This is a genomic window from Nocardiopsis codii, from assembly GCF_036327455.1.
Lineage (GTDB): Bacteria > Actinomycetota > Actinomycetes > Streptosporangiales > Streptosporangiaceae > Nocardiopsis > Nocardiopsis codii.
On the sequence record NZ_JAUZMY010000024.1, the window covers coordinates 16,217 to 41,104 of the forward strand.

Consider the following 24,888-nt stretch of genomic DNA (forward strand, 5'->3'; position numbering starts at 1 on the left):
GGTCCCGTCGTCGTCGCTCCAGCGGCCCCGGTGCATTGGCGCAATCTCCACCTCGGGGGATGAATAGTTATGATCTGCTAGCCAAAAAGACCTGACGGCGTCGCATCAGCGAGGGGTAGGTTCGTCCCATGCCGACCTTCCAGATCAGTGAGGCCGCAGACCTCCTCGGCGTCAGCGCCGACACCGTCCGACGCTGGGTCGACTCCGGCCGCCTCGCGGCGACCCGCGACGCCTCCGCCCGGCGCCTCCTCGACGGCGCCGAACTCGCCGCGTTCATGCGCGCGGGCGCCGACGAGGACCCCGGGCGCCGCGTCTCCTCCGCCCGCAACCGCTTCCGCGGACTCGTCACCAACGTCGTCCGCGACCAGGTCATGGCGGCCGTGGAGATCCAGGCGGGACCCCACCGGGTGGTCTCCCTGATGAGCCGCGAGGCCGCCGACGAGCTCGGGCTCGACGTCGGCACCGTCGCCACCGCCGTCGTCAAGTCCACCGCCGTCATCATCGAGACCACCGGAGAACACCATGCGTGACAGCAGCCCCCGACGCTCCCCCTCCGGAGTCACGCGCGTGCTCTGCGCCGTGGCGGCAGCGGCCCTCACCGCCACCGCGTGCGGCACGGACGGCGGGGCGGAGCCCGCGGACGAGCGCGGTGAGCTCCACGTCTTCGCCGCCGCCTCGCTCACCGACGTGTTCGACGACATCGCCGCGGACTTCGAGGAGGACCACCCCGGGGTCGACGTGGTCTTCAACTTCGCGGGCAGCAGCGAACTGGCCGCCCAGATCAACGCGGGAGCCCCGGCGGACGTCTTCGCCGCCGCCAACACCTCCACCATGGACCAGGTCGTCGGGGGCGAGGGGCTGGACGCCGACTGGGCGGCCGAGAACGGCGAGGACGGCGCCGTCTTCGCCACGAACACGCTCCGGATCGCGGTGCCCCCCGACAACCCCGCCGGTATCGAGGACTTCGACGACCTGACCGGGGACGACGTCTCCGTCGCCCTGTGCGCGGAGGAGGTCCCCTGCGGGGCCGCCACCGTCACCGCCATGGAGGCCTCCGGGGTCGCGATCACCCCCGTCACCTACGAGGAGGACGTGCGCGCCGTCCTCACCAAGGTCGAACTGGGCGAGGTCGACGCCGGACTCGTCTACGCCACCGACGTCATCGCCGCGGGGGACCGGGTGACGGGCATCGAGTTCCCCGAGGCCGACGAGGCCGTCAACGACTACCCCATCGGGGTCCTGGCCAACACCTCCGACGCCGGGCTCGCCGCGGAATGGGTCGAGCTGGTCCGCTCCGAGACGGGTGCGCAGGTCCTCGCCGCCGCCGGATTCGGCACGACGTGACCGCCGGCGCCCCCGGGTCCTGGCCCGCTGTGCGACGCGGGCCCGGACGCCCTCCCCGCATCCGGTCCGGACGCATGCCGTGGATCCTGGTCCTGCCCGCACTCGTGGGCGTCGCGTTCCTGGTGCTCCCCTTCGCGGGGCTGCTGATCCGGGCGCCCTGGTCCACGATGGGCGCGAGGGTCACCGAACCCGACGTGCTGGCAGCCCTGTGGCTGTCCCTGTCGACCGCCACCACCGCCACCCTGGTGTCCCTCGCGTTCGGGGTGCCCCTGGCCTGGCTGCTCGCCCGCGCCGAGTTCCCGGGCCGCCGCCTCGTCCGCGCGGTGGTCACCGTCCCCCTGGTCATCCCGCCGGTCGTCGGAGGCGTGGCCCTGCTGCTCGTCCTGGGCCGCAACGGCCTCCTCGGTCAGTACCTGGACGCCTGGTTCGGGATCACCATCCCCTTCACGCCGGTCGCCGTCGTCCTCGCCCAGGTGTTCGTCGCCATGCCGTTCCTGGTGATCAGCGTGGAGGGCGCTCTGCGCGGCGCGGACCGCCGCTACGAGGAGGCCGCCGCCACCCTCGGCGCGAGCCGTGTCACCGTCTTCACCCGGGTCACCCTGCCCCAGGTGCTGCCGGGCATCGGCGCGGGCGCGGTCCTGTGCTGGGCCCGCGCACTGGGGGAGTTCGGGGCCACCATCACCTTCGCGGGGAACTTCCCCGGCACCACCCAGACCATGCCGCTGGCCGTCTACATGGCCATGCAGCGCGATCCGGAGGCCGCCATCGTGCTCAGCCTGGTCCTGCTCCTGGTCTCCCTGGCCGTCCTGGTCACACTGCGCGAGAGGTGGGTGAACGCCTGATGGAGCCGACCGGCGCCCGGCCACCAGGAGCCGCGGCCTCCGCGCTCGACGCCGAACTGCGCCTGAGCCGGGGGGAGTTCACCCTGGACGTGGCCCTGGAAGCCGCCCAGGGGGAGATCCTCGCCCTGCTCGGACCCAACGGAGCGGGCAAGTCCTCGGTCCTGCGGGCCCTGGCCGGGCTGGTCCCCCTGACGGGCGGACACATCCGCGTGGACGGCCGGGACGAGACCACCACCCCGGTGGAGCGGCGTCCCATCGGCATGGTCTTCCAGGACTACCTGCTGTTCGAGCACATGAGCGCACTGGACAACGTGGCGTTCGGCCCCCGCTGCCAGGGGATGTCCCGGGCGGACGCCCGGGAGCGGGCCGCCGGGCTCCTCGCCCACATGGGCCTGTCCGACCACGCCCGGACCCGGCCGCGGAGCCTGTCCGGCGGGCAGGCCCAGAGGGTGGCGCTGGCCCGCGCCCTGGCGGTGCGCCCCCGCCTGCTGCTGCTCGACGAGCCCATGGCCGCCCTGGACGCCAGCACCCGCATCGACGTGCGCGCACGGTTGCGCCACCTGCTGGAGGAGTTCGAGGGCGCCACCGTCCTGGTCACCCACGACCCGCTGGACGCCATGGTGCTGGCCGACCGCATAGCGGTGGTGGAGGGCGGCCGGGTCGTCCAGCAGGGCGCCCCCGCCGAGGTGGCGCGGCGTCCCCGCACCCCGTACGTGGCCCGCCTGGTGGGGCTCAACCTCTTCCGGGGGCAGGCCGAGGGCACCACCGTCCTCCTGGACGGCCCCGGGGGCGACGACGGGGCCGGGGTGGAGGTGCGCGAGCCGCACAGCGGTCGGGCCCTGGTGGCCTTCCCCCCGCGCGCCGTGGCCCTGTACCCGGAGCACCCCCACGGCAGCCCCCGCAACGTGTGGCGGCTGACCGTGGACGGGATCGAGAGGTTCGGCGACCAGGTGCGGGTGCACCTCGCGGGACGGCTGTCCCTGGCCGCCGACGTCAGCCCGGCGGCCCTGGCCGAACTCGGCCTCGAACGGGGGGACACGGTGTGGGCGGGCGTCAAGGCTGCCGAGGTCGAGTGCTACCCCGGTTGAGGGAGTCGTCCCTGATCAGCGCGGGTTGAGGCGCTCGTGGTGATACGCCGCTCCCGCATGGTGGACTCTGTTCCGGTCCGGGCGCCGACTGGCCGAAACATGAACCGGAAAAGCGGCGTACACCTGGATATCCCGGGCTGCCCCGGGGGAGACTTAAGGCACCCGGCGACGACAGTCCTTCCCCCAGCGGCTGAGGAGGGTGCCATGTCCTTGAGAGAGCATGAGCGACGAATCCTTGAGGAGATCGAGCGGCAGCTCCGCGAGGACGAGCCAGACCTTGCCGAACGTCTGGAGACCTTCGGCGCCGACGATCCCGACGCCGCGGCCGATCCGGGCCTGGGCGGCTGGAAGCCGTGGGTGGCGTGCGGACTGATCGCCGCCGTCACCGCCGGCCTGCTGGTCCTGTTGTTCGTGCTCACGCCGACCGCTCCGCAACCGGACCCCCCGGCGCCCGCCGGGACCTCGGACACCGTGGGGGGCACTGCGCAGGACAGCGGGCCCGGAGCGGTCGAACCCGGGGGCGCCGATCCCGAGGACGGGGACCCCGGGGGCACCGGCTCCGGTGCGGAGGACGACGACCCGGGCCGCTAGGGAGTGTTTTTCAGGAGACTTCCGGGTCGGCGAGCGGCCGTCCGGGCGATCTCTCGCCAGAGGATGTGCGACGTCCTGCCCGAGGCCACGGGTCGTACGCCGACCGGACGGCCTTCCGGAAGAACACTGTCCGGGAGCCATGGGGGATCCGCTCCCGCGGCACCCGCCGGACGCGGCAGGGACCGGCCCGCGTCGGGCCGGTCCCTGCCGTCGTTTCCTGCCGGCTCCCACCGCTCGGGCGGGGGTCCGCCCGCCGCGGCTCCCGTCAGAGGGCGTTGGTGAACGCGGCGGCCAGGGGCGCGGCCACGGCCGACCCGCCGCCACCGCCGTCGACCACCACGGCGAACGCCACGTCGCCCTTGTAGCCCACCATCCACGCGTGGCTGGGGAGCTCGTCGTCCTCGTCGGCGTCCTCGGCGGTCCCGTACTCGGCTGTGCCGGTCTTGCCGAACACCTCGCCCTCGAAGGGCACGCTCTTGGCCGTACCGTCGGTGATGACGGCGCGCATCATCCCCCGCAGCGCCTCCGCGTTGTCGATCGCCCGGGGTTCGGGCAGCTCGGTGGCGGCGGGCTCGGTCACCAGCACCGGGTGGCGCCAGGATCCGTCGGCGACGGCGGCGGGCACCGTGGCCATGTGCAGCGGCGACGTGAGGATCTGGCCCTGGCCGATGCTCTGCGCGCCCAGCATGGTGCTGCTGTCCACCGGCGGGAAGGTCGGCTCGAACGCGGGGACACCGATGTCCAGGGGCGCGTTCATGCCGAACTGCTCCGCGCTGGCCTGGAGGACCTCGCCGCTGAGCTGCGCGCCCACCCGCTCCACCAGGGCGGTGTTGCAGGAGGTCGCGAACGCCTCGGTCACCGTCTGGGTGCCGTACTCGGCTCCTCCGGCGTTGCGGAACGGCCACCCGCCCAGGTCGTACTCCTCGGGACAGTCCATGGAGGCGTCCACGCCCAGCCCGTTGTCCAGCAGTGCGCTGTAGGTGACGATCTTGAACGACGAACCGGGCGGGTACTGGCCCTCGAAGGCGCGGTTGAACCCGCCGGGCACGTTGACCGCGGCCAGGACCTCGCCGGTCGAGGGGCGGACCGCCACCAGACCCGCGGGGTCGTCGGAGTCGATGATGGCGCTCGACGCCGCGTTCTGGACACCCATGTCGATGCTGGTGGTGATGTCCACGCCGTCGGAACCGTCCAGGGTGGCGACCGTGTTCTCCTCGGTGGCCTCCAGGGAGTCGGAGTCCTCGGCCTCGGCGGCGTCGACCATCAGGATGGTCGTCGCGGCCTCACCGGCCAGCTGCTCCTCGTAGGTGCGCTGGAGGCCGTCGGCGCCGACGGTGTCGCCGACGCTGTAGGCCGGGCCGAGGCGTTCGACGTCGTCCTCGGTGGCCTCACCCAGGGAGCCCGCGATCATCTGGAGCGAACCGGAGACCTCGGGCCCGCTCAGGGCGGTGCCGTCGGCGGCGAGGATCTGGCCCCGCTCGCCCCACACGGCGGTGCGGGCCAGGACCTGGCCCTCGCCCAGCCCGGGGTAGGCGACCTCGGGCGTGAAGTCGACCCACCACTCGCCGTCCTCGCGGAGGAGGGGCAGTTCGCCCTCCCAGCCCCAGTCGTCGGCGTTGGTCAGCGACATGGTGACCTCGTAGGGCGCGCTGCCGGTGCCGCCGTCGGTCGTGGGCGTGCCGACCTCGACCTCGATGGAGTCGACACCCAGGCCGGCGTCGATGCCGCCGAGCACCTCGGCGGCGTCGCCGCCCCTGGTGACGGCGGCCAGGCGCTCGTAGTCCTGGGCCTCCCACGAGGCCTGGTACTCGGCGGTCGCCTCCTCGGGCTGGGGCATGGTCAGCACGTACCAGGACACGCCGCCGCCCACGAGCGCCAGCACCACCACCGCGGAGATGACACCGATGAGCAGGCCCCGGCGCGACTTGCGGGGCGGCGGGGGGCCGGGGTCGTAGGCGTCGTCCGGACCGTCGGGGCCGTCCGGGCCGCCGGGGCCCGAACCGCCGTTGTACAGGTACTCGAAGCCCTGCGCGCCGGGCTGCCCCGGTGCGGGGGCCGCCGCAGCGTGGTTCTCCGTGTCCTCCCGGAGCGCTTCGCTCCCCGGGTAGGGGGTGTCGCCGTGGTGGACGGGCTGGCCCCGGTAGGGCTCGTCGTCGTCCCAGCCGTCGTCGGCGGTGCCCTGCTGCGCGGAGCGGGTCTCCCACTCCGGCTCGTCGGACCTGCCGTACGGGTCGCCGCCCCAGGTGTCGTTCTGGCCGTGAGCGGCCCCCTGGGCCTGGTGGGGCTCCTGCCACGAGTCGTGTGAGGGCTGGGGGCCGCTGGACTCGGGGGAGGCGTTCCAGTCGCCGGAGGGTCCCTGGGCGGCGGGGTACGGGGTCTCCCAGGACTCGGGCCTCGCGGGGGCGTCCCAGGAGTCCCCGGAGCGTGGGTCCGCGTCCGGGGTGTTCCACGACTCGGCGGACGGTGTTACGCCGGAGGGGGTGTCCCACGACTCGGACCGGGCGGAGCCCGCGGGGGAGTCCCACGCGTTCGCGGAGGGGGTTGCGGGGGAAGGGGAGTCCCAGGAGTCGGAAGGGGTGTCCCAGGAGTCTCTGGAGCGTGCGTCCCCGTCGGGGGCGTTCCACGACTCCGTGGAGGGTTCGTCGTGCCGGGGGGAGTCCCAGCCGGTGGGCGCCGCCTCGTTCGCGGGGGTTTCCCGGTCGCCGGACCCCCTGTCCCGGTAGGGGTTGTCCCAGGCCGACGCGGACCGGTCGAAGGCGTCCGCCCCAGCCTCGTCCGCGTCGTGTCCGTACCGGCCGGGCGGGGGATCCCACGACTCGGCCGGAGCTGCTCGCTCGGGCTCGTCGGAGGACACCGGGGCCGCCGGACGGGGGTGCTCGTAACCGGGCCCCCCTGTCTCGGACGGGGGTGCCGGCTGGGTCCGCTGGGGAATGCGGTAGGGGTTCTCGGGGCGCGGATCGCGCACCGGGGTCTCGTCCGACTGTTCGGGCGGCCCGGAGGAATCCGACTGCCGGGGGGACCGTTCGTCCACGCCTGACCGTCCTTCGCTACGTTTCCTGGAGATACCACGATGCCCCGCTCCCACCTCGGTGGGAGCGGGGCACGAGGATGAAGGTCGGCATGGCGGTCGCCTCTCGGCGCGGGGCACAACGGGGCTCCTGGCCGTACGGTCACCCGCCCGAGGGCGGGGCCGGACGCGGTATTCCGCGAAGGCAATAGTTGAGGCCCGGGGGACACTTGCTACCACACCGACCAACAGTGACTCTAACCCATCCGCGCGCGCCGTTGTTCCGGTACCCGGTGGTGAGTCGCATGCGCAATCTCACGACGGGAGACGGACCGCGGGGGGAAGGGGGAGGAGCCGGTCCCGCAGAGGGGCGCGGGACCGGCCGGGGAAGCTCACACGCCCGACTGGACCTGGCGTGCGATGCTGGTCTGTTCCTCACGGGAGCGCAGCTTGAGGCGCTTGCGGCCGCGCTCGGCTCCCAGTTCCTCCTCGCGGGCCTCGATCCGCTGCCAGCCCTCCCAGGTGGTGTACTGCACGCCGCGCTCCTCCAGGAGGGCCTGGAAGGCGGCCGGGTCGGGCTCGGCGGCGGGGGTGAAGGACTCGCGGTCGGCCACCAGGTTGGTGACCGTCTCCAGGGCGTCCCCCTTGGTGTGGCCGATGAGGCCCACGGGGCCGCGCTTGATCCAGCCGGTGGCGTAGACGCCGTCGATGTGGTTCTCATCCAGGTCCAGGACGCGGCCGCCGGAGTTGGGGACGACGCCGCGGTCCTCGTCGAAGGGCAGGTCGGCCAGGGGCGAGCCCAGGTAGCCGATGGCGCGGTAGACGGCCTGCACCTCGTGGTCGACGTGCTCGCCGGTGCCCCGGACGCTGCCGTCGCCGGTCAGCTCCATGCGCTCGGTGCGGAAACCGGTGACCCGGTCCTCGCCGAGGATCTCCACGGGGCTGTGCAGGAAGTGCAGGTGCAGACGGCGCTCGGCCCCGCGCGGGTCGCGGATCGCCCAGTTCTGGAGGACCTTGACGTTGGTCTTGACCTGGTTGGACTCCTCGCAGGACTTGAGGCTGCCCTCGTCCATGTCGAAGTCCTCGGGGTACACGATGACCTCGACGCCGGGCTGCTTGTCGAGTTCGCGCAGCTCCATCGGCGTGGCCTTGCACTGGGCGATGCCGCGGCGGGCGAACACGTGGACGTCGGTGATCTGCTTGGCGCGCAGGCCCTCGTACACGTTGTCGGTGATGTCGGTGTCGAGGAGGTCGTCCGCGCTCTTGGCGAGGATCCGCGCGACGTCGACGGCGACGTTGCCCGCGCCGATCACGGCGACGCTGGTGCCCTCGACGTGCCAGGAGGGCGCGACGTCGGGGTGGGAGTCGTACCAGAAGACGAAGTCGGCGGCGCCGTGGCTTCCGGGCAGGTCCACGCCGGGGATGTCCAGCGGCCGGTCGCGGTCGCTGCCGGTGGAGAAGACGACCGCGTCGTAGTGGCGGCGCAGGTCCTCCAGCTTGAGGTCCACGCCGTACTCGACGTTGCCGTAGAAGGTGACCTGCGGCTTGTCGAGGATCTTGTGGAGGGCTCCCTGGATCTGCTTGATCCGGGGGTGGTCCGGTGCGACGCCGTAGCGGACCAGGCCGTAGGGGGCGGGCAGCTTGTCGAGGATGTCGATGCTGACGGACGTGCCGCACGCGGACAGGGTCTCGTCCTTGGTGAGCAGGTCCGCGGCATAGATCCCCGCAGGCCCCGCACCCACGATTCCCACTCGCAGTGGTCGCGTCATCGCACAGCTCCAAGTCTTCGCGCCAGGGTCGGACGCCATCAAAAGGTAAGGCTTGCCTAATCTATCCGGTGTTGGCACCGGGAAAACCTACTATAATGGTAGACAATTCCGCCCCCGCCCCCAGGGGCGGGGAAGACGAACGGAACGGCCCCCGAGGTCGGTGCCCCAGGTGGGGGCGGGTTCCGAGGCGCCCTGCGGATGTCCTCCGTGGTCCTCAATCACGGGTCAACGCCCCGTCACTGGCGAATCAGCCCCGGGTCGGCTGTGGGGAAAGTCACCCTTGTTCGAGTTCGGCCTTGACCGAGGCGGCGAACCGCGGCACCTGTTCCTGGCCGGAGAGTTTGGCGATGGCGCCCATGATGGCGTCCGTCGCCTCCCGCCGGGGGCGAGCCTTGTGCGCCTGGCCCTTCCACGGGGACAGGTCCACCGCCTCGCCGAAGCGCATCCCCACGCGGTTGAGGGAGGGCAGCTTGCGCCCCCGGGGCAGGATGCGCTCGGTTCCGGTCAGCGCCACCGGCACCACCGGTGCCTCCGTGGTCAGGGCCAGCCAGGCCAGCCCGGTCTGTCCCCTGTACAGGCGTCCGTCCGGGGACCGGGTGCCCTCGGGGAAGATGCCGAAGACCTCCCCGCCCTCCAGGACGGCCAGGCTGTTGTTCATGGCCTCCTGTGCGCTCTCGCCGGGGCGGCGGTCCACCGACAGCTGGCCGATGGCGCGCAGGGCGCGGGTGAAGAGGCGGCGGGGCAGGGTTCCCTCGTCGAAGAGCTCCTGCTTGGCGATGAAGCGCACGGGTCGGGGGCAGGCCACCCCGATGAAGAGCGGGTCGATCAGCGCGAGGTGGTTGGAGGCCAGGATCACCGGTCCCTGGCGGGGGACGTTGGCAAGTCCCTCCACGCGCTGCGGCCACACCACCCGGGAGGCCGGTGCGATGAAGGCCTTGGCGGCTGCATACAGTGACACCATGAGGTCACCTCTTCTCGGTGGGTAGTCGGTCCGTAGGGTGTACGGACGTCCCGAGGGTTCCCGATGGTCCGCGCGCCTTCGAGCCTAGCGGGGCGCCGGAGCGCGAGGTCGGGGTGAGGTCCCGCGGAGCCTGTTCCGTCGGACACTGCCATGGTGTGGGTCACACGCGCTAGGCTGATGGTCTAGACCTCTGGCGCAGGTCGGGGGTCCGATCCGGACGCGCTCGTGAAGCGAGGAAGAACTGCCATGCCGAAACTGGTCGACGTCAGCCACCAGATCACCGACGGGATGACCACCTGTCCGGGCATCCCCGAACCGGTCGTCCGGGAGGGGACCGCCGTCCCCGGGGCCGCGCCCGGACACGGCGACAGCAGCGGCCGCGTCACGATGGTGGGAGCCACCGGCACCTACGTCGAGATGCCCGCCCACCGCTACCGGGACGGCGCCGACCTCGCCGACCTCGACCTGGCCCGTGTGGCCGGCCTGCCGGGGACGGTCGTCACCGCCGCGTCCTCCCACGAGATCGGACCGGAGGCCTTCGGCGGCCTCGACCTGCGCGGACGCGCGGTCCTCGTGCGCACGGGGTGGGACAGGCACTGGCGTACCGAGGCCTACGGCCGGTTCGACCACCCGCACCTGACCGAGACGGCCGCCAAGGCCCTCGTGGAGGCCGGGGCCGTCCTGGTGGGCATCGACTCGATCGGCGTGGACGACACCTCGCCCGTCGCGGAGGGCGCGCGGCCCGCGCTGGCCGTCCTCCTCGCCGCGGGGATCCCCGTCGTCTCCCACCTGTGCCTGCTCGACCAGCTCCCCGAGGAGGGGTTCACCTTCTTCGCGGCGCCCGCCAAGGTCCGCGGGATGGCGGCCTTCCCCGTGCGGGCCTTCGCCCTCACCGACTGACCCCTGCCGGACGCCCGCCCGGGAGGCCCGGGCGGCGTGCCCTCCGCGACGCACGCCGGGCGGGGCGGGCGCCGGGGATCCCCGACCCCGGCCCGGGATCAGAGGTCGGCGTCCACGTCCTTCTGGGCGCGGTGCCGCTCCCGCTGGGCCCGACGCTCGACCTCCTGCTGCGCGGAGCGCTCGTCCTGGGCGACCGCCGTGGTCATCGAGTTGGACAGGGCACGCAGCTCCATGTTGATCCGCGGGTAGGCGGCGAGCCTGGGCAGCGCGCCCAGCCGCGGCGTGCGGCGCTCCTCGATCGCCGAGGTCAGCTCGCGGAACGCCAGGTCGACCCTCTGGAGCGTGATGACGCCCACCGGTTCGGGCTTGCGGTCCTGCGCCAGTGCGGCCAGGGCCAGGTAGCCGATGCGCTGGGTGGCCACGACCACGGGCCACAGCGGCCGGGTGGACGCCGCCCGCGGGACGTCGCCGATGGCGCTCTCGTACACGCCGCGCAGGCTCACCAGAGCCGCCCGCATGTCGCGCCGCAACCGGTAGCGGCGCCCGGAGTCGATCTCGACCTCCTGGTCCAGCACCGCCAGCATGCACTGGCGGGTGGTCTCCAGCACGCCCGCGATGGCCTGCGGGAGCCGCGTCGCCGACGCCTTGCGCCACAGGAGCAGGGAGCCCGCCATACCGAACGCGGCGCCCACCACGGTGTCGATGATCCTCGACCCGGCGAGCTCGGTGATGGGGTAGGGCGAGGCCGTGTAGGAGAGCAGCAGCGCCATCGGGGTCATCAGCACCGACGCGTACAGGAAGTTGCGCCCCACCACCAGTTGTGTGGCGCCCTGCAGCACCCCCGCGAGCAGGATGACCACGGCCAGGGGCAGGTCGACCAACAGCAGCCCCACACCGGCCACCACGCCCACCAGTGTTCCCAGCGAGCGCTGCACGGAGCGGTTCATCGTCAGCACGACGTTTCCGGCCTGGAGGACGGCCGTCGTGGTCAGCGCCACCCAGTAGTAGTGGTCGAGCCCCAGGGCCAGGCCGAAGGCGCCCGCGGCGGTCACCGTCACCCACATGCGCAGCGCGGTCGGCCGGATCAGCGAGTCCCCGCTCAGGCTGGACCGCAGCGCACCCAGGAGCGCGGGGTAGCGCTCGTCGTGCAGGGTCTCCGTCCGCTCGTCGTCCTCCTCCTCGTCCTGGCCGGCGCGGCGCGCCGACTGCGAGGCCCGGGAGAGCAGCGAGTACAGCCTGGCCTCCAGCGAGCGCGGGCGCATGCCCCGCCGCAGCTCGTCCAGGGCGTCGGGATCCGGGGCCCGCCCGGGGTCGGCCACCGCCAGTGCCAGGTCGTCGGCGTATCCGGCGACCTCCTCCGGCAGGGGTGTGGGGCGCGCCATGCACACCTGCGTCGCGACCAGGTGGACGTCGGACACCCAGCGGAGCAGGGCGCGGAGCCGGGCCGCCTCGGACGTGGTGCGGTAGCCGCGGGTCTGGCCCAGCAGGACGATCCGCCAGGCGTCCGCGAGGGTCGTGGAGGCCTTGTGCTGGGCGTGGTCCAGGTCCGGTGTCCCCACGGACCGCAGCAGTGCGGCCAGCGCGCGGAACGCCGCGGCCACCGCCTTGTACTCGGGGTGGCGGCCGCGCAGAGGGGCCCCCGACATCGACACGGCCCAACCGACCGCCGCTCCCATGGCCGCGACCAGCGCGTGCAGGGGCACGTCGGCCAGCGATCCGGGGGCGATGGTGGAGATGGTGGCGACCAGGACGAAGAACATCGGCCCCGGCTTGTCGACCCGCCAGGCCGCGCAGACCCAGGTGGCGACGCCCGCGGTCAGGCCGATGGAGACCACCGCCGCCCACGGGGTGAGGGACGCCGCCATGGAGTTGACCGCGACGGCCGCGACGAAGCCCAGGCCCACCAGGGCCAGGGCCGCCGAACGGTAGGCGTAGGGGGTCTTCTTCTCGTACAGGACGGTCATGGACCCGAGAGCGGCGAGGGTGCCGATCTGCGGTCCGAAGACGAGCGCGGCCAGGGCGAACGACACGGTCATCGCGATGGTGGCCTGCGCGGCGGTGGTCCACGCCCAGGCTCCGGCCTCCAGGCCGAAGACGGCCTTCAGGTCCACGCGGGGGCGGGGGCGCGCACCGACCTCGGCCCGCCGGGGCCCCTTGTGGGAGCCCGTGTCGGGGCCGTCCCCTGAGTCGTGGGAACCACCCAGGTTGATCGGCCCTGTGTCTCCTGTGGTTCCCAGATCTCGCACGACTTCCATCCTAGACCGGGATGAACCGGTACTTAGGTGACTACTTGGATGAATGTTGTACCGCAGAAGCGGCCGAGTTGACAGCCTCGTCGCGCTCGGCCTCGGCCCGTTCGGCACGCTCGACCGCCCTGGCGCGGGCCTCCTCCGCCACCGACAGGCGGGCCGCGGCGGCCTCCCGCGACTCCGCGAGGGTCAGCTCGGCGTTGCGGCGCTGGGTGTCCAACTCCGCGGTGAGCCGCTCGCGGTCGGCCGCCAGCCGGTCGAGTTCGGCTGTCAGGCGCTCGCGGTCGGCGGAGGCCGCCGCACGGTCGGACTCCAGGCGTTCCTGGGCACGGGCCAGCTCGGCGCCGAACCGCTCCCGCTCGGCGGACAGGTCCTCGGCCGACCGGTGCGCCTGCGACTCCGCGCGGTCCGCGCGGGCCAGGGCGCTCTCCGCCGCGAGGACGGCCTCGTCCCGGCGGCGGGCGTGCTCCGCGGTCTCCGCGCGCAGCCCCTCCGCCTCCGCCCTGGCGTGCTGGACGCGCCGCGCTGCATCGGCGCGCTCGCGGTCGAGCTCCTCCGAGGCCCGGGCGGTGAGGTCGGCGATCCGGCGCTCGGCGGAGGCCAGCCCGGCGTTGGCCTCCGCGGCGGCGGCGTCGCGCTCGACCACGGCCGCGCGCGCCACGGCCTCCTGGCGGTCGCGCTCCTCCTCGGCCGCGTCCCGGGCGGCCAGGGCCTCCTCGGCCATCCGCTCGGCCTCCTGGGTGGCGGCCACGGCGGAGGAGGCGGCGTCCTCCGCCACCCGCCGCGCGGTCTCGGCCTCGCGGCGGCGGTTCTCCGCCTCCAGCCGGGCCCCGTCGGACTCCGCGGCGTGCCGCGCCCCCGCGAGGCGGGCGGCCTCGACCTGCGCCTCGGCGGCGGCCGGGTCGGTCATGGTCGAGAAGGCCTCGGTCGCGGACCGCAGGGTGACGGTGAGCTGCTCGCTCTGCACGGCGAACCGGGTGAGCAGGTCGTCCGCGCGCAGACGCGCGGCGGTGACGGGTTCGGCGCCGGGGGCGGGAGAGGCGCTGGGGGCGGGCTCCTGGGCGGCCCGGGACTCCTCCTCCTGGCGTTCGGACTCCTGCGCCTGGCGCTGGCGCTCCTTCCAGGCGCGCCACCGGGTGTGTTCCGGCAGGCCGCAGTACTGGGGAGGGCGACCGGGAGAGGACGCGCGGGGTACCGGCCGGTCGCAGCCGGGGAAGTTGCAGGTGTTGGAGTCGGAGGAGGCCACGAGGTGAGCGTAGCGGTTCGTCCCCGCCCGCCGCCGGGGTGTGTCGCGCTCCCGCGGTGCGCGCTCCCGCTCGGGCGGGGCGTCCCGCCCCCGGCGCCGTAGTGCCTCCCGCGCACTCCCTCCGGTAGCGCTCACGGGCGGCGCGCCGACGCGGTCGGAGCCGAGATCCCGGACCGGCCCGCGCCGAGGAGCCGGCGCACCGTGTCGGCCGACAGGAACGCGTCACGCCCCGCACCGGACAGGGCCGGTACGGGGCGTGACGCCCGGTGTCCTCAGGTCCGCGGGGTGTCCGCTCCGTGGGGCGGGCACCCCGGGCGCGTCCGCGGAGCGCACCGGGGGAGCGGCTCAGTCGTGGGCGCCGAAGCCGTCCACACGGGAGACCATCGTGGTCACGAACGGACGGAAGCCCTCCCGCTCCAGGAAGCTGATGTCCTCGGAGGCGGTGGCCAGCGCGGAGAACTCGATGTCGCGGATGCCCGTGGAGGCGAGCTGGCGGCGCACCTCCTCCAGCAGCTTCGAGCCGACGCCCGTCGCGTCGTACTCGGGATCGATGGCGAAGGTCTGCACGACCGCGACCCGTGTCCCCCGGTCCCAGCTGCCCTGGGCGCTGTCGCGGATGGTGACCATCGCGTACCCGGCCAGGTCGTCGCCGCTCTCGGCCAGGATCGCCATGGTGTCGGGGTCCGACAGCCAGGCGAGGTACTGGGCGCGGCGCCGCCGCCACGACTCGTCCAGGCTCGTGGCGCTGATGATGTCCGAGAGGTGCGATGCGCTCAGGGTGTGCTGCTGGTGGAGGGCGCCCCACAGGTCCGCGAGTTCCTCCACCTCGTGTGCTCCCAGGTAGCGGAAGCCGAGAACGCCGACGTCAGTCGGGAAAGGTTTGGTCATCAGCGAAGTTTGCATTTTCTTCTCACCCGTTCCCACCAGTGTTGGGTGCTGGTCCCCCGGGGTCCCAAGTCAAGGTGCCCGTGGTTGAGCTGTGACTCCGACTGTACGTTCCGGGATCGACCGGAACAGACGTGACACGAGGAAAGAGGTGCACGAGATCGCACGATGAGAATTAGTTCGATTTTTTCTCAAGGGCTTATTGGGTTGTCGAGGGGTCGGAGGGGGTCTGGGCGGTGTGCACGGAATCACGCTCCAAGCTGGGGCAACAGGATGGAAACCACACGGAAACCTGTTCGTACTGTCATACGTTGGAGCACATGATCGACGTTCGGCGGTTGCAGCTCCTCCAGGCACTCGAACACCACCGCACGGTGGCGGCGACGGCGGAGGCGCTCAACGTCACCCCGTCGGCGGTCTCCCAACAGCTCGCCGTCCTGGCCCGAGAGGCCGGGGTCCCCCTCGTCGAACGCCAGGGCCGCCGCTTCCTGCTCACCGGAGCCGCGCGGGTGCTCCTGCAGCGCGCGCACGTCATCTTCGCGGAGATGGAGCGGGCCACCGCCGACCTCGCCGAGTTCGCCGAGGGCGACCGCGGCGTCATCCGCGTCGGCTCCTTCTCCACGGGCATCAGCGACCTCGTGGCCCCCGCCCTCGCGCGCCTGCGCACCAGTCATCCGGGCTGGTCGTTCGAGGTCGTCCAGGCCGAACCCGAGGAGAGCGCCGAGATGGTGCGCTCCGGGCGACTGGACGTGGCCCTGACGATGTCCACCCGGCACCTGCCGGCCGCGGGAGACCCCGACTTCCGGGTCGACCCGGTCATGGTCGAACTGCTCGACGCGATCCTGCCCTACCAGCACCCGCTGTCCACCCGCACCAGCCTCCACCTGGCCGACGACCTCTCCGACCAGGACTGGATCATGTCCGCGCCCGGCACCGCCTGGCACGAGTGCGTGTCCGGCGCAGCCAACCAGGCGGGCTTCCAGCCGCGCGTGGTCCACACCGTGGACGACTTCAGCGCCGTGTTCTCCCTGGTGCAGGCCGGTCTGGGCATCGCCCTGATGCCGCGCCTGGCCTGGACGGGCCTGCACGCGCCGCAGATCGTGGTGCGCGGGGTGCGCGAGACCGCGCGCAGGCACATCGTCGCCCTGTCCCGGGCCGGCTCCACCCCCGAACCCCTGCTCACCGCCATCCGCGAGGCCGCCAGCAAGGTCCCGGTGCCGTCGGTGGGCCCCTTCGCCATCGCGGGCTGACCGCGCCGGGCCGGTGCCGCCGGCCGGCGGGAGACCTCCCGCTCAGGGGGAGTCGGGCAGGGGCGGGACGTCGTCCAGGACCTCCCCGGCTGCCTGGTGCAGGTAGCGCGCCACCAGCTGGATCGGCCGCCACGCCCACCCGCCGGTGCGCCCGGCCAGGAAGACCTCCCTCACCCCGCCCAGCTCGCCGAGGGGGGCGTGCGCCACACCGCGGCGGGTCACCGCCGCCAGGCGCGGGACCACGCCGATGCCCACCCCCGCCGCGACCAGCTCCTCGAACAGCTCCAGGGTGTCGACGCGGTGCGCGATACGCGGCGTGAAACCGGCGTCGGCGCACATCCGCTGCACCAGCGCCTCCTCGTCGCCCCGGTACGGGCTGGCGATCCACGAGGCCCCGGACAGCTCCCGCAGCCGCCGGCGGGTCAGGGTCCGGCTGTCCGCGCCCTCGGAGGGCTGGGACAGCAGCAGGTCCTCGCTGCCGATCGGGCGCACCGTCAGGGTTCCCGGAAAATCCCGGGGGAGAAGGCTGTACTGGTACACCACCCCCAGATCGGCGCCCCCGGCCTGGAGGAGGGTGAGGGCCTGCTCCGACTCGTACTCGGTCAGGTGGACCTCGATGCCCGGGTGGTCGTGCCGCAGGCGGCGCAGGGCGGGGAGCACCACGGGCGCCGCGCTCGTGTACATCACCAGTTCAACGCGGCCGACGGGTTCGCCCTCGCCCTCGAACTCCGCCCGGGCCGCCTCGACCCGCGCCAGGATGTCCACCGCGTGCTCCGAGAGGCGCCGTCCCGCCGGGGTGAGGCGCACGCGGCGGCCGTCGGGGGCGAGGAGGGGGACACCGGCCTCCTTCTCCAGGACGGCGAAGTGTTTGGAGACCGCGGAGGTGCTCATCCCTGTGACCTCGGACACGGCGGCCATGGTGCCCAGGCGCTCCAGTTCCACGAGCAGGCGCAACCGGGTGAAATCCATCCACCAAAACTACACGGTTCATCAACCACTGGTCCGTGGACAGAAACGGACGTCTCAGATCCAATGGTCGGGTGATCCCCTCATTCGTGTCCCCGCTTCGCCGTGCCCGCTTCCAGGTCCCGGCGCCGGTCATGCTGCTCATCGGCATGTTCACCCTGCACACCGGTAGCGCCCTGGCCGTCACCGCGTTCGCCCACGCGAGCCCCGCCACCGTCACCTGGCTCAGGCTGACGTGGGCCGCGGTCCTGCTGCTGGCCCTCGGCGGTCGCTCCCTGTGGCGTGCCGTGCGCACCGCGACGCGGCGCGAACTGGGGGCCGTGGTGATCCTGGGCACTGCGAGCGCGGGGATGATGCTGTTCTACTCCGAGGCGACGGCGCGGATCGAACTCGGCGCCGCCACCTCCATCGAGTTCCTCGGCACCCTGGTCGTGGCCGTGGCCGCCATGCGCCGCCGTCGCGAACTCGTGTGGATCGCCGCGGCCGTGGTCGGGGTCCTGTGCCTGACCCGGCCCTGGCAGGGGGGCCTCGACCTGGCCGGGGTCGGCTTCGCCCTCGCCGGGGCGGTCTGCGTGGTCGTCTACATCGTGCTGACCCAGAAGGTCGGCGCCGGTTTCGGCGCCGTCCACGGCCTGGCGCTGACCATGACCGTGGGGTCGCTGGTCAGCGCTCCCTTCGGGGCGCCCGCCGTGTTCGCCGCCCCGGACGTGGACCTGATCCTGTTCACGCTGATGATCGCCCTGCTCTTCCCGATGGTGCCGTTCCTGCTGGAGATGGTCGCGCTCCAGCGGATGAGCCGGACCGCCTACAGCACCTTCTCCAGCCTGGAGCCCGCGGTCAGCCTGGTGATGGGGCTGGTCGTCATCGGCCAGGCGCCCGTGGCCGTACAGGTCGTGGGCATGGGGCTGGTGGTGGTCGCCGGGGTCGGTGCGGCACGGGGGGACCGGCGCGACCGGCCCGCGGTGCCCGACCCGGTGGTCGTGCGTCGGCGTCGGGCGGTGGAGGCCGCCCCCGTGGCGTCGGCGGAGCCCGTCGCAGTCGGTCCGGTCGGGCACGCGGTCCCGGTCGTCGCCGGGGCGCCGGCGGGGCCACCGGCGCAGGCGCGACAGGCCGACCGGGCCGCCTGAGCCCCCGTCGCCGCCCTTCCGTACGGCCTCTACGATGCTGCCATGCAGACGAGTGGGGCCGTGTGGACAGGCGTTCGCGAACAGGTCCGGGCGTTGGCGGGGGCGCCCGGAGCCGCAGGCGTGTTCGGCGCGGGAGCCCATGGATTCGAGCTGTCGGATCCGCTGACCCCTGAGGAACTGGCCGAGCTGGAGGAGCAGCTGAAGGTACGGCTGCCGGAGGAGTACCGGGAGTTCCTGCTCTCGGTCGGAGCCGGCGGTGCCGGTCCCGCCTACGGCGTCTTCCCCGTCGGCAGGGGTGAGGACGGCCGCTGGCGGTGGAACGGTGACGGCTCCGAGCTGGTCGTCCCTGAACGGTTGGGTGAGCCCTTCCCGGTCGCGGAGCCGGATCCGGAGTCACTGACGGTCCTGTGGGCTCGGGAGCCGCGGGAGGAGGACTTCGAGGACGCCGACGAGTTCGACGCGGTCTACGGGGACTGGGACGAGCGCATGGCCGACATCCTGTGGTCAGAGGAGCGGACCGTCGGGGCGCTGTGCCTGTGTCATCTGGGTTGTGCCCTCCGTCAGTGGTTGGTCGTGTCCGGTCCCGAGGCCGGGCGCATGTGGCAGGACAGCCGGGCCGACGGCGTGGCACTTCAGCCGCTGACCGACGACGATGGGACGCCCCTCACCTTCGGGGACTGGTACCTGGGCTGGTTTCACGGGGTGTCCACCTCCACACAGGAGAGCTCTGACAGCTCCTGATGCGCGGGGTCCCGGGGTCGTGCGCTGTTGCCGGGCGGGGGTGGCGCAGGTGTCCGTCCCTCCGGGGGGCGCACCCCCCGTCCCCGTGTCCGCAGGGCGTGTGGGCGCAGGAGGCGTGTGGTTCCGGGGGTTTTCTCCGCACTCCCGACCTGTGATCCGCACCACTTCCGAGGTGGGAAAGCGGTCGGATTCGGCTGGAACCCGGCGGTCGTCACACCGCCGCAGGGCACCTGAGCAGCACATACCGCCACGTTGCGTAGGGGAACAGGTCCTGAGCTGGTCTTTCGCGCCGTGAATCGGACGGTCCGAATGCACTAGCTTGGTGCGATCATGGCGGCGAAATCTGATCTCGAACTCCTGCGCGCCCACGAACCCGTGCTCATGTGCACGAAGGGGGAACTCTTCTTCCCCACCGACGTGGACGCCTACGTACGCAATTGCAGCCTGTGGATCGAGGAGCCCGGCGGACGCGAACGCGTCCTGGTCCCCGCGGGGGAGCTCACCCTCGACCGCCTCTCCCAGGCCGAGGAGGAATGGCCCGAACGCCACAAGCACCTCCGCTTCGTCCAGGAGGAGACCCTGCGGGAGGAGGCCCGCCGCTACAAGGGCATCGCCCGCTCGGTCATCCCCAAGAGCGGCCGCCTCGCCGCGGTCGGCGTCCTCGGCCGCGTCCTCGACATCCTGATGAAGCTCTCGCTGCTCATCCGGGGCGCCGTCCCCGGCGGCGTCACCTTCGCGGCGGTGACCCGGTACCGGGAGCGCGTCGACAACGGCAGCGCCACCTACTACGGCCGGGTGACCCGCGAGGGCGGGTACATCATCCTCCAGTACTGGTTCTTCTACGCGATGAACGACTGGCGGACCATCTACGGCGGCGTCAACGACCACGAGGCCGACTGGGAACGCGTCACCGTCTACGCCGTGGAGAACCCGGACGGCACCACCCGCCCGGTCTGGGTCGGCGCCTCCTCCCACGAGTACCACGGCGACGACCTGCGGCGCAGCTGGAACGACCCCGACCTGCACAGGGACGGCGAGCACCCGATGGTCTACGTCGGGGCGGGCTCCCACTCCCACCAGATGCTCCCCGGCGACTACCTCATCCAGGTCGACCCGTCCTTCCTGCGCGGCATCATCCGCGCCTGGCAGTGGATCACCCACCGCGTCTTCCGCGCGGACAGCGCCATCAACCGCCACGGCATCGGCGTCCCCTTCGTCGACTACGCGCGCGGCGACGGCGAACGCCTCGGCCCGGGCGGCGACCGCGAGTGGTACGTCGTCCTGATCGACGACGAGACCCCCTGGCTGAAGGGCTTCCGCGGACTGTGGGGGCGCGACACCCGCGACTTCTTCGACGGCGAACGCGCGCCCAGCGGCCCGCGCTACGAGCGCGACGGAACCATCCGCCGCTCGTGGGCCGACCCCCTGGCCTGGGTCGGCCTCCAGAAGGTGGCCCCGACCGAGGTTGCCGCCCGCGCCGAACTCCGCTCCCACGTGGGCGTCCTGGACGAACGCCTGCGCGAGATGGACGCCGAGGTCGTGCGCCGCCGCCACGGGCTGCGCCAGCTCGACTCCGCCCGCATGGCCCTCTCCCGGGAGGCCCACTCGCGGCCGCGCGCCCGGGAGTACACCGAGCAGATCGAGTCCCTGGAGGAGGAGCTGGCCGGGGTCTACGAGAAGCGCGTGCTGTTGGCGGACGAACGCGACACCCACCTGAGGGCGCTGGAGTCCGAGACACCCCTGGTGCCTCTGCCGACCGGGCACCTCAAGGCGCCGCACCTGCCGTACTCCTCGGGCCAGCAGCGCACCACGCGCTTCCTCCACCTGTGGGTGGCGCTGAGCACCCCGCTCCTGCTGGTGTCGCTGGCCCTGCCCCTGTTCCTGCTGGACGGGCAGTTCACCCTGTACGCGATGCTCGGCGTCGTCGTGGCCTTCGCCGCCGTCGACTCCGTCGCCCGCCGCAAGTTCATCCAGTACGTCACCGGCCTGGCGGTCGCCGCCGTCGTGATCGGACTCGCCGTCGGGGTCGTGGCCGCGTTCATCGTCAACTGGCGGATCGCGATCACCGTCCCCATCGCGGTCATCGTGGTGCTCCTGCTCGTGGTGAACATCCGCGAGCTCCTGCGCCGCTGACCGCTCCTGCCCCGTCCCCGTGCCTGTGCCCCCGGCAGCGGGGGCCGGGCAGGACGGCTCCTCCGGGAGCGGCCCCGCTTGGCACCGGCCGCCCGAGCGGGGACGATGGGGGCATGAGCGACGCGTTGTTCGGCTCCCCGCCGGTGGAGGTGGCCCCCGGTGCGGTGCACCTGCCCGGATGGCTCGACGGGGACGCGCAGGCCGACCTGGTCCGGCGCTGCCGCGACTGGGCGCGCGGACCCGCCGGAATGCGCCGGCACGCGATGCCCCGCGGCGGCGTGATGAGCGTGAGCATGCTCGGACTCGGCTGGCACTGGCAGCCGTACTCCTACTCCCGTACCCTCCCCGACGGCACGCCGGTCCAGCCCTTTCCCGCCGTCCTCGCCGACCTGGCCGCCCGCGCCGTCGAGTCGGCCTACGGCACCCCGCCCGGGTCCGGAACCGCCCCCTACGACGTGGCCCTGGTCAACTTCTACGACGCCGACGCCCGGATGGGCATGCACCAGGACCGGGACGAGCTCTCCCGCGAGCCCGTGGTGTCCCTCAGCCTCGGCGACACCTGCGTCTTCCGCTTCGGCAACACCGAGACCCGCACCCGCCCCTACACCGACGTCGAACTGCGCAGCGGCGACCTGTTCGTCTTCGGCGGCCCGTCCCGGATGGCGTACCACGGCGTGCCGCGCACCCGCCCGGGGACCGCCCCGCCGGCCCTCGGCCTGACCGGGCGGCTCAACATCACCGTCCGCGCCTCCGGACTGGACGCCTGACCGCGCCCGTCTCACCCGGAGCGGGCGTGTCGGCGAGCCTCCGCCCCTCCGCCCGGACAGGATCGGGCGGAGTACCCGCCGAACGGGAGGGAAGCCCGTGCCCGACTCCTCACCCGAACGCGTGATGGCCCTGGGCCACGAGGCCGCCCTGCTGCCCGCCCAGGCCGCCCCCGGGACCGTGCGCGCCGTCCTCTACAGGGACGGGCGCCGGGAGAGCGAGACCGACACCGTCGAGGAGGCCCGCCGGGCGGTCACCGCCGACAGCGGGCTCATGGCCTGGGTCAGTATGACCGCACCCGACCAGGAGCAGCTCACCGACGTCGCCCGGCACTTCTCCCTGCCCCGGCTCGCCCTGGAGGACGCCATCGTCGCCCACCAGCGCCCCAAGGTCGAGACCTACGGCGACGTCCTGTTCGTCGTGCTGCGCCCGGCGGGCTACGACCGCGGCCAGGAGACCGTCCAGGTGGGCGAACTCCACCTCTTCGCCGGGGACGGCTTCGTCATCACCATCCGCCACACGGGCCAGGTGGACGTCGAGGCCGTCCGCGACCACCTGGAGGCGGAGCCGCGCGTCCTCGCCCACGGGCCCCTGGCGGTCGTCCTCGCGGTCCTGGACCGGGTCGTGGACGCCTACGCGCCCGTGGTCTTCGACATCCAGGACGACATCGACGAGGTCGAGACCCAGGTCCTCGACAGCTCGCCGAAGGCGTCGCGACGCACCTACCGGCTCGCCCGCCAGGTGATCGTCCTGCACCGCGCGGTCGACCCGCTCGACGTCGCCCTGACCGACCTCATGACGATCCTGGAACGCCCCGAGGGGACCGAGCCGGGACCTCCCCAGGCCGCCGGGGCGAACCGGAACGTCCTGCACAACCTCCTGCGCGACGTCGCCGACCACGTCACCGCCGTGCGCGACCACGTCGAGGGCTTCCGCCAGATCCTCCAGAACATCATGACCGTCAACAGCGCACTCATCGACCAGGCCCAGAACGAGGCGATGAAGAAGGTCTCGTCCTGGGGCGGCATCCTGGTGGTGCCCACCCTCATCGCCTCGGCGTACGGCATGAACATCGACCCGCAGCCCGGTTACGAGTGGACGTTCAGCTGGCCGCTGGCACTGCTTCTGATGGCGCTCTCCAGCCTCACCCTCTACGTTGTGTTCCGACGCAACGGCTGGCTGTGAGGAGGAATCGCGGTGCACGACGGGGAATCCGCCGAACGCGAGGTGATCCGGCTGATGACGGGGGCGTGGGTGGCCAGGGCCGTCGCCACCGCCGTCGAGCTGGGCGTGCTGGACCGGCTCGGCGAGGGGCCGGCCGACACCGCCGCCCTGGCCGACGGGCTCGGCCTGCACCCGGACAGGCTGGGCCGCCTGCTGAGACTGCTCGGGGCGGCGGGGGTGGTCCGTGAGCGCGACGGCCGCCACGAGCCCACCGACGTGGGCTCCCACCTGCGCCGGGGGCACCCCTCCGGGATGGCCGACCTCGCCCTGCTCTACGACACCGACATGTTCGGGGACGCGTGGGCGCACCTGGCCGACACCGTCCGCACCGGGCGGACCGCGTTCGGGGAGGCCCACGGGACCGACGTCTTCTCGTACCTGGAGCAGCACCCCGACGACGCGGCGCTCTACACCGCGGGCATGGCGGCGGGCGGGCGGTTCTCCACCGCCGTCCCCGACGTGTACGACTTCGGCGGAGCCCGCACGGTGGTCGACCTCGGGGGAGGGGACGGCGAACTCCTCGCCACGGTCCTGGCGGGCGCCCCCGGCGCCCGCGGCGTGCTGGTGGAGCGCCCGCCCGCGCTCGCCGCCGCGCGCGAGCGCCTCGGCGCGTTCGTGGACGCCGGACGGTGCGACCTGGTCGAGGGCGACTTCCTGCGGGAGGTGCCCGGCGGGGCCGACGTCTACCTGCTCAGCCGTGTGCTGCACAACTGGTCCGACGGCGACGCCCGCCGACTCCTGCGCCTGTGCCGCGAGTCCATGGCCCCCGACGGCAGGGTGCTCGTCGCCGAACGCGTCCTGCCGGACCGCGACGGGCCCTGGCTCTCCCTCGTGCTCGACGCCCACATGATGGTGATGACCACCGGAGCGGAGCGGACCGAGCGCGGCTACGAGGAGCTGCTGCGCTCCGCCGGGCTCACCACGCGCGAGATCCTCGACCTGCCCCTGGAGATGCGGCTCCTCGTCGCCGGACCCGTCCCGTCCCCGTCATGACCGCGACGGCGGCCGGCCGGCGCGGGACCTCCCCCGTCACATCCGCCAGGGGAGGTTCAGCCACGGACTCGCGGGGTCGCTGACCAGCACCTGGTGCGCCGCCACCGAGTCCTTGTAGTAGGGACCGAACGAGCCCTCGTCGAAGGCCATCGCCCGCCCCAGCACGAAACCCGCCGACATCTCCTGCCACGAGCCGTGGTAGCGCATGGACTGCGCGCCCGCACGGAGGATGTGGCCGTGCGCGGCCCGCTCGTCGGCGAACCCGGCGTTGACCCCCCACCGGGCGAGGTTGACCGCCCGGCCGAAGTCGTAGGCGCGCACGGTCCGCACCGGCACCCCCCGGGGCAGGACGCCGTCCTCGGCCATGCGCTCCTCGTACTCCCAGACCTGGGCGGCCTCGACGACCATCTCCTCGTAGACCTCGGGGCCGGCACCGCGACTCCTGCACCAGTGGGCGATCAGGTCCGGCCACACGCCCGCGTCGAAGGGGTGCCCGGGCGCGCGGGCCATCGCCTGGTTGCGCAGGTCCAGCAGGACCGTCACCGACGAGGCCTGGCGGTGGTCGTCGGTCAGGCGGCGCAGCGCGCCGTCCCACCCGGCGGTGTCGACGATGCCCCAGGAGTCCCGGAGCTTGGCCCGCTCGTCGTCGGCGTCGCAGCAGGCACACGACGAGGGCACGGTGTTCCACACCCCGCCTCCCGCCGTGGGCATGTGCGCCCCGGAGGCGAAGGCGTGCGCCAGCGGCCCCTGGAAGATTCCCCGGGGGTCGCTGCGGAGCTTCGCCCGCTTGGAGAACAGTCCCATGTC

At 73.0% G+C, this 24,888-nt stretch carries 21 protein-coding genes; 13 read left to right on the forward strand and 8 right to left on the reverse strand.

What is annotated here, in order from left to right:
- Window positions 1-128 precede the first annotated feature (128 nt).
- The 5 genes from Q8791_RS22055 to Q8791_RS22075 all read left to right on the forward strand — a co-directional run bounded on the left by Q8791_RS22055 (window position 129) and on the right by Q8791_RS22075 (window position 3,865).
- Window positions 129-530 (forward strand): TOBE domain-containing protein, encoded by a 402-nt coding sequence (locus Q8791_RS22055; protein ID WP_330093669.1) that lies wholly within the window; start codon window positions 129-131, stop codon window positions 528-530.
- A complete protein-coding gene (gene modA / locus Q8791_RS22060) occupies window positions 523-1,344 on the forward strand; it encodes a molybdate ABC transporter substrate-binding protein (protein ID WP_330093670.1) in 822 nt (273 codons plus the stop codon). Before Q8791_RS22055 ends, modA begins: the two co-directional genes overlap by 8 nt.
- Window positions 1,345-1,418: 74 nt before the next feature.
- On the forward strand, window positions 1,419-2,186 hold the full coding sequence (locus Q8791_RS22065; protein WP_330093671.1) for an ABC transporter permease: 768 nt from the start codon (window positions 1,419-1,421) through the stop codon (window positions 2,184-2,186).
- Window positions 2,186-3,274, forward strand: coding sequence for an ABC transporter ATP-binding protein (locus Q8791_RS22070; RefSeq protein WP_330093743.1), 1,089 nt, complete (start codon window positions 2,186-2,188; stop codon window positions 3,272-3,274). The genes Q8791_RS22065 and Q8791_RS22070 overlap by 1 nt, the downstream gene beginning before the upstream one ends.
- Before the next feature lie 204 nt (window positions 3,275-3,478).
- Window positions 3,479-3,865, forward strand: a complete 387-nt coding sequence (locus tag Q8791_RS22075; RefSeq protein ID WP_330093672.1) for a DUF3040 domain-containing protein — start codon at window positions 3,479-3,481, stop codon at window positions 3,863-3,865.
- A 265-nt stretch (window positions 3,866-4,130) separates the two neighbouring features.
- Here Q8791_RS22075 and Q8791_RS22080 read toward each other — a convergent pair whose 3' ends face one another.
- From Q8791_RS22080 to Q8791_RS22090, 3 genes are all read right to left on the reverse strand, one after another.
- Window positions 4,131-6,896, reverse strand: a complete 2,766-nt coding sequence (locus Q8791_RS22080; protein WP_330093673.1) for a penicillin-binding transpeptidase domain-containing protein — start codon at window positions 6,894-6,896, stop codon at window positions 4,131-4,133.
- A 368-nt stretch (window positions 6,897-7,264) separates the two neighbouring features.
- Entirely contained in the window at window positions 7,265-8,623 is a 1,359-nt protein-coding gene (locus tag Q8791_RS22085; protein WP_330093744.1) for an FAD-dependent oxidoreductase, read from the reverse strand.
- 292 nt (window positions 8,624-8,915) lie between these two features.
- A complete protein-coding gene (locus tag Q8791_RS22090) occupies window positions 8,916-9,599 on the reverse strand; it encodes a lysophospholipid acyltransferase family protein (protein ID WP_330093745.1) in 684 nt (227 codons plus the stop codon).
- 249 nt (window positions 9,600-9,848) lie between these two features.
- Here Q8791_RS22090 and Q8791_RS22095 point away from each other — a divergent pair, with 249 nt between their 5' ends.
- The gene (locus Q8791_RS22095) at window positions 9,849-10,502 is read left to right on the forward strand and encodes a cyclase family protein (RefSeq protein ID WP_330093674.1); all 654 of its coding nucleotides are present in this window, start codon (window positions 9,849-9,851) and stop codon (window positions 10,500-10,502) included.
- Window positions 10,503-10,600: 98 nt separating this feature from the next.
- On the opposite strand, the gene Q8791_RS22100 is transcribed toward Q8791_RS22095, so the two are convergent.
- The 3 genes from Q8791_RS22100 to Q8791_RS22110 all read right to left on the reverse strand — a co-directional run bounded on the left by Q8791_RS22100 (window position 10,601) and on the right by Q8791_RS22110 (window position 14,885).
- Entirely contained in the window at window positions 10,601-12,757 is a 2,157-nt protein-coding gene (locus Q8791_RS22100) for an FUSC family protein (protein WP_330093675.1), read from the reverse strand.
- A 31-nt stretch (window positions 12,758-12,788) separates the two neighbouring features.
- Window positions 12,789-13,997, reverse strand: a complete 1,209-nt coding sequence (locus Q8791_RS22105) for a hypothetical protein (RefSeq protein ID WP_330093676.1) — start codon at window positions 13,995-13,997, stop codon at window positions 12,789-12,791.
- A gap of 345 nt (window positions 13,998-14,342) precedes the next feature.
- A complete protein-coding gene (locus Q8791_RS22110) occupies window positions 14,343-14,885 on the reverse strand; it encodes a GNAT family N-acetyltransferase (protein ID WP_330093677.1) in 543 nt (180 codons plus the stop codon).
- Between the two features lie 317 nt (window positions 14,886-15,202).
- On the opposite strand from Q8791_RS22110, the gene Q8791_RS22115 reads away from it, so the two are divergent.
- Window positions 15,203-16,132: a LysR family transcriptional regulator gene (locus Q8791_RS22115; protein ID WP_330093678.1), complete on the forward strand. Its 930-nt coding sequence runs from the start codon at window positions 15,203-15,205 to the stop codon at window positions 16,130-16,132.
- A 42-nt stretch (window positions 16,133-16,174) separates the two neighbouring features.
- On the opposite strand, the gene Q8791_RS22120 is transcribed toward Q8791_RS22115, so the two are convergent.
- The gene (locus tag Q8791_RS22120; protein WP_330093679.1) at window positions 16,175-17,101 is read right to left on the reverse strand and encodes a LysR family transcriptional regulator; all 927 of its coding nucleotides are present in this window, start codon (window positions 17,099-17,101) and stop codon (window positions 16,175-16,177) included.
- Between the two features lie 71 nt (window positions 17,102-17,172).
- Here Q8791_RS22120 and Q8791_RS22125 point away from each other — a divergent pair, with 71 nt between their 5' ends.
- The 6 genes from Q8791_RS22125 to Q8791_RS22150 all read left to right on the forward strand — a co-directional run bounded on the left by Q8791_RS22125 (window position 17,173) and on the right by Q8791_RS22150 (window position 24,081).
- A complete protein-coding gene (locus Q8791_RS22125) occupies window positions 17,173-18,225 on the forward strand; it encodes an EamA family transporter (RefSeq protein WP_330093680.1) in 1,053 nt (350 codons plus the stop codon).
- A 42-nt stretch (window positions 18,226-18,267) separates the two neighbouring features.
- Window positions 18,268-18,966, forward strand: a complete 699-nt coding sequence (locus tag Q8791_RS22130) for an SMI1/KNR4 family protein (RefSeq protein WP_330093681.1) — start codon at window positions 18,268-18,270, stop codon at window positions 18,964-18,966.
- 330 nt (window positions 18,967-19,296) lie between these two features.
- Entirely contained in the window at window positions 19,297-21,099 is a 1,803-nt protein-coding gene (locus Q8791_RS22135; RefSeq protein WP_330093682.1) for a hypothetical protein, read from the forward strand.
- A gap of 113 nt (window positions 21,100-21,212) precedes the next feature.
- A complete protein-coding gene (locus tag Q8791_RS22140; protein ID WP_330093683.1) occupies window positions 21,213-21,866 on the forward strand; it encodes an alpha-ketoglutarate-dependent dioxygenase AlkB family protein in 654 nt (217 codons plus the stop codon).
- Between the two features lie 97 nt (window positions 21,867-21,963).
- A complete protein-coding gene (locus Q8791_RS22145; RefSeq protein ID WP_330093684.1) occupies window positions 21,964-23,049 on the forward strand; it encodes a magnesium and cobalt transport protein CorA in 1,086 nt (361 codons plus the stop codon).
- Window positions 23,050-23,061: 12 nt separating this feature from the next.
- Window positions 23,062-24,081 carry a methyltransferase gene (locus Q8791_RS22150; protein ID WP_456238151.1) on the forward strand — a complete coding sequence of 340 codons (1,020 nt, stop codon included), beginning with the start codon at window positions 23,062-23,064 and terminating at the stop codon, window positions 24,079-24,081.
- Between the two features lie 36 nt (window positions 24,082-24,117).
- Here the strand turns inward: Q8791_RS22150 and Q8791_RS22155 are convergent, their stop codons facing one another.
- Window positions 24,118-24,885 carry a DUF1266 domain-containing protein gene (locus tag Q8791_RS22155; RefSeq protein ID WP_330093685.1) on the reverse strand — a complete coding sequence of 256 codons (768 nt, stop codon included), beginning with the start codon at window positions 24,883-24,885 and terminating at the stop codon, window positions 24,118-24,120.
- Window positions 24,886-24,888: the final 3 nt, after the last annotated feature.

What these genes read in the sequence shown, in the direction of transcription:
- Q8791_RS22110 (WP_330093677.1), bottom strand. Translation starts at nt 14,885, where the DNA reads ATGACCAAACCTTTCCCGACTGACGTCGGCGTTCTCGGCTTCCGCTAC.
- modA (WP_330093670.1), top strand. Translation starts at nt 523, where the DNA reads ATGCGTGACAGCAGCCCCCGACGCTCCCCCTCCGGAGTCACGCGCGTG.
- Q8791_RS22100 (WP_330093675.1), bottom strand. Translation starts at nt 12,757, where the DNA reads ATGGAAGTCGTGCGAGATCTGGGAACCACAGGAGACACAGGGCCGATC.
- Q8791_RS22140 (WP_330093683.1), top strand. Translation starts at nt 21,213, where the DNA reads ATGAGCGACGCGTTGTTCGGCTCCCCGCCGGTGGAGGTGGCCCCCGGT.
- Q8791_RS22130 (WP_330093681.1), top strand. Translation starts at nt 18,268, where the DNA reads ATGCAGACGAGTGGGGCCGTGTGGACAGGCGTTCGCGAACAGGTCCGG.
- Q8791_RS22135 (WP_330093682.1), top strand. Translation starts at nt 19,297, where the DNA reads ATGGCGGCGAAATCTGATCTCGAACTCCTGCGCGCCCACGAACCCGTG.
- Q8791_RS22065 (WP_330093671.1), top strand. Translation starts at nt 1,419, where the DNA reads ATGCCGTGGATCCTGGTCCTGCCCGCACTCGTGGGCGTCGCGTTCCTG.
- Q8791_RS22115 (WP_330093678.1), top strand. Translation starts at nt 15,203, where the DNA reads ATGATCGACGTTCGGCGGTTGCAGCTCCTCCAGGCACTCGAACACCAC.
- Q8791_RS22155 (WP_330093685.1), bottom strand. Translation starts at nt 24,885, where the DNA reads ATGGGACTGTTCTCCAAGCGGGCGAAGCTCCGCAGCGACCCCCGGGGA.
- Q8791_RS22075 (WP_330093672.1), top strand. Translation starts at nt 3,479, where the DNA reads ATGTCCTTGAGAGAGCATGAGCGACGAATCCTTGAGGAGATCGAGCGG.
- Q8791_RS22055 (WP_330093669.1), top strand. Translation starts at nt 129, where the DNA reads ATGCCGACCTTCCAGATCAGTGAGGCCGCAGACCTCCTCGGCGTCAGC.
- Q8791_RS22070 (WP_330093743.1), top strand. Translation starts at nt 2,186, where the DNA reads ATGGAGCCGACCGGCGCCCGGCCACCAGGAGCCGCGGCCTCCGCGCTC.
- Q8791_RS22120 (WP_330093679.1), bottom strand. Translation starts at nt 17,101, where the DNA reads ATGGATTTCACCCGGTTGCGCCTGCTCGTGGAACTGGAGCGCCTGGGC.
- Q8791_RS22095 (WP_330093674.1), top strand. Translation starts at nt 9,849, where the DNA reads ATGCCGAAACTGGTCGACGTCAGCCACCAGATCACCGACGGGATGACC.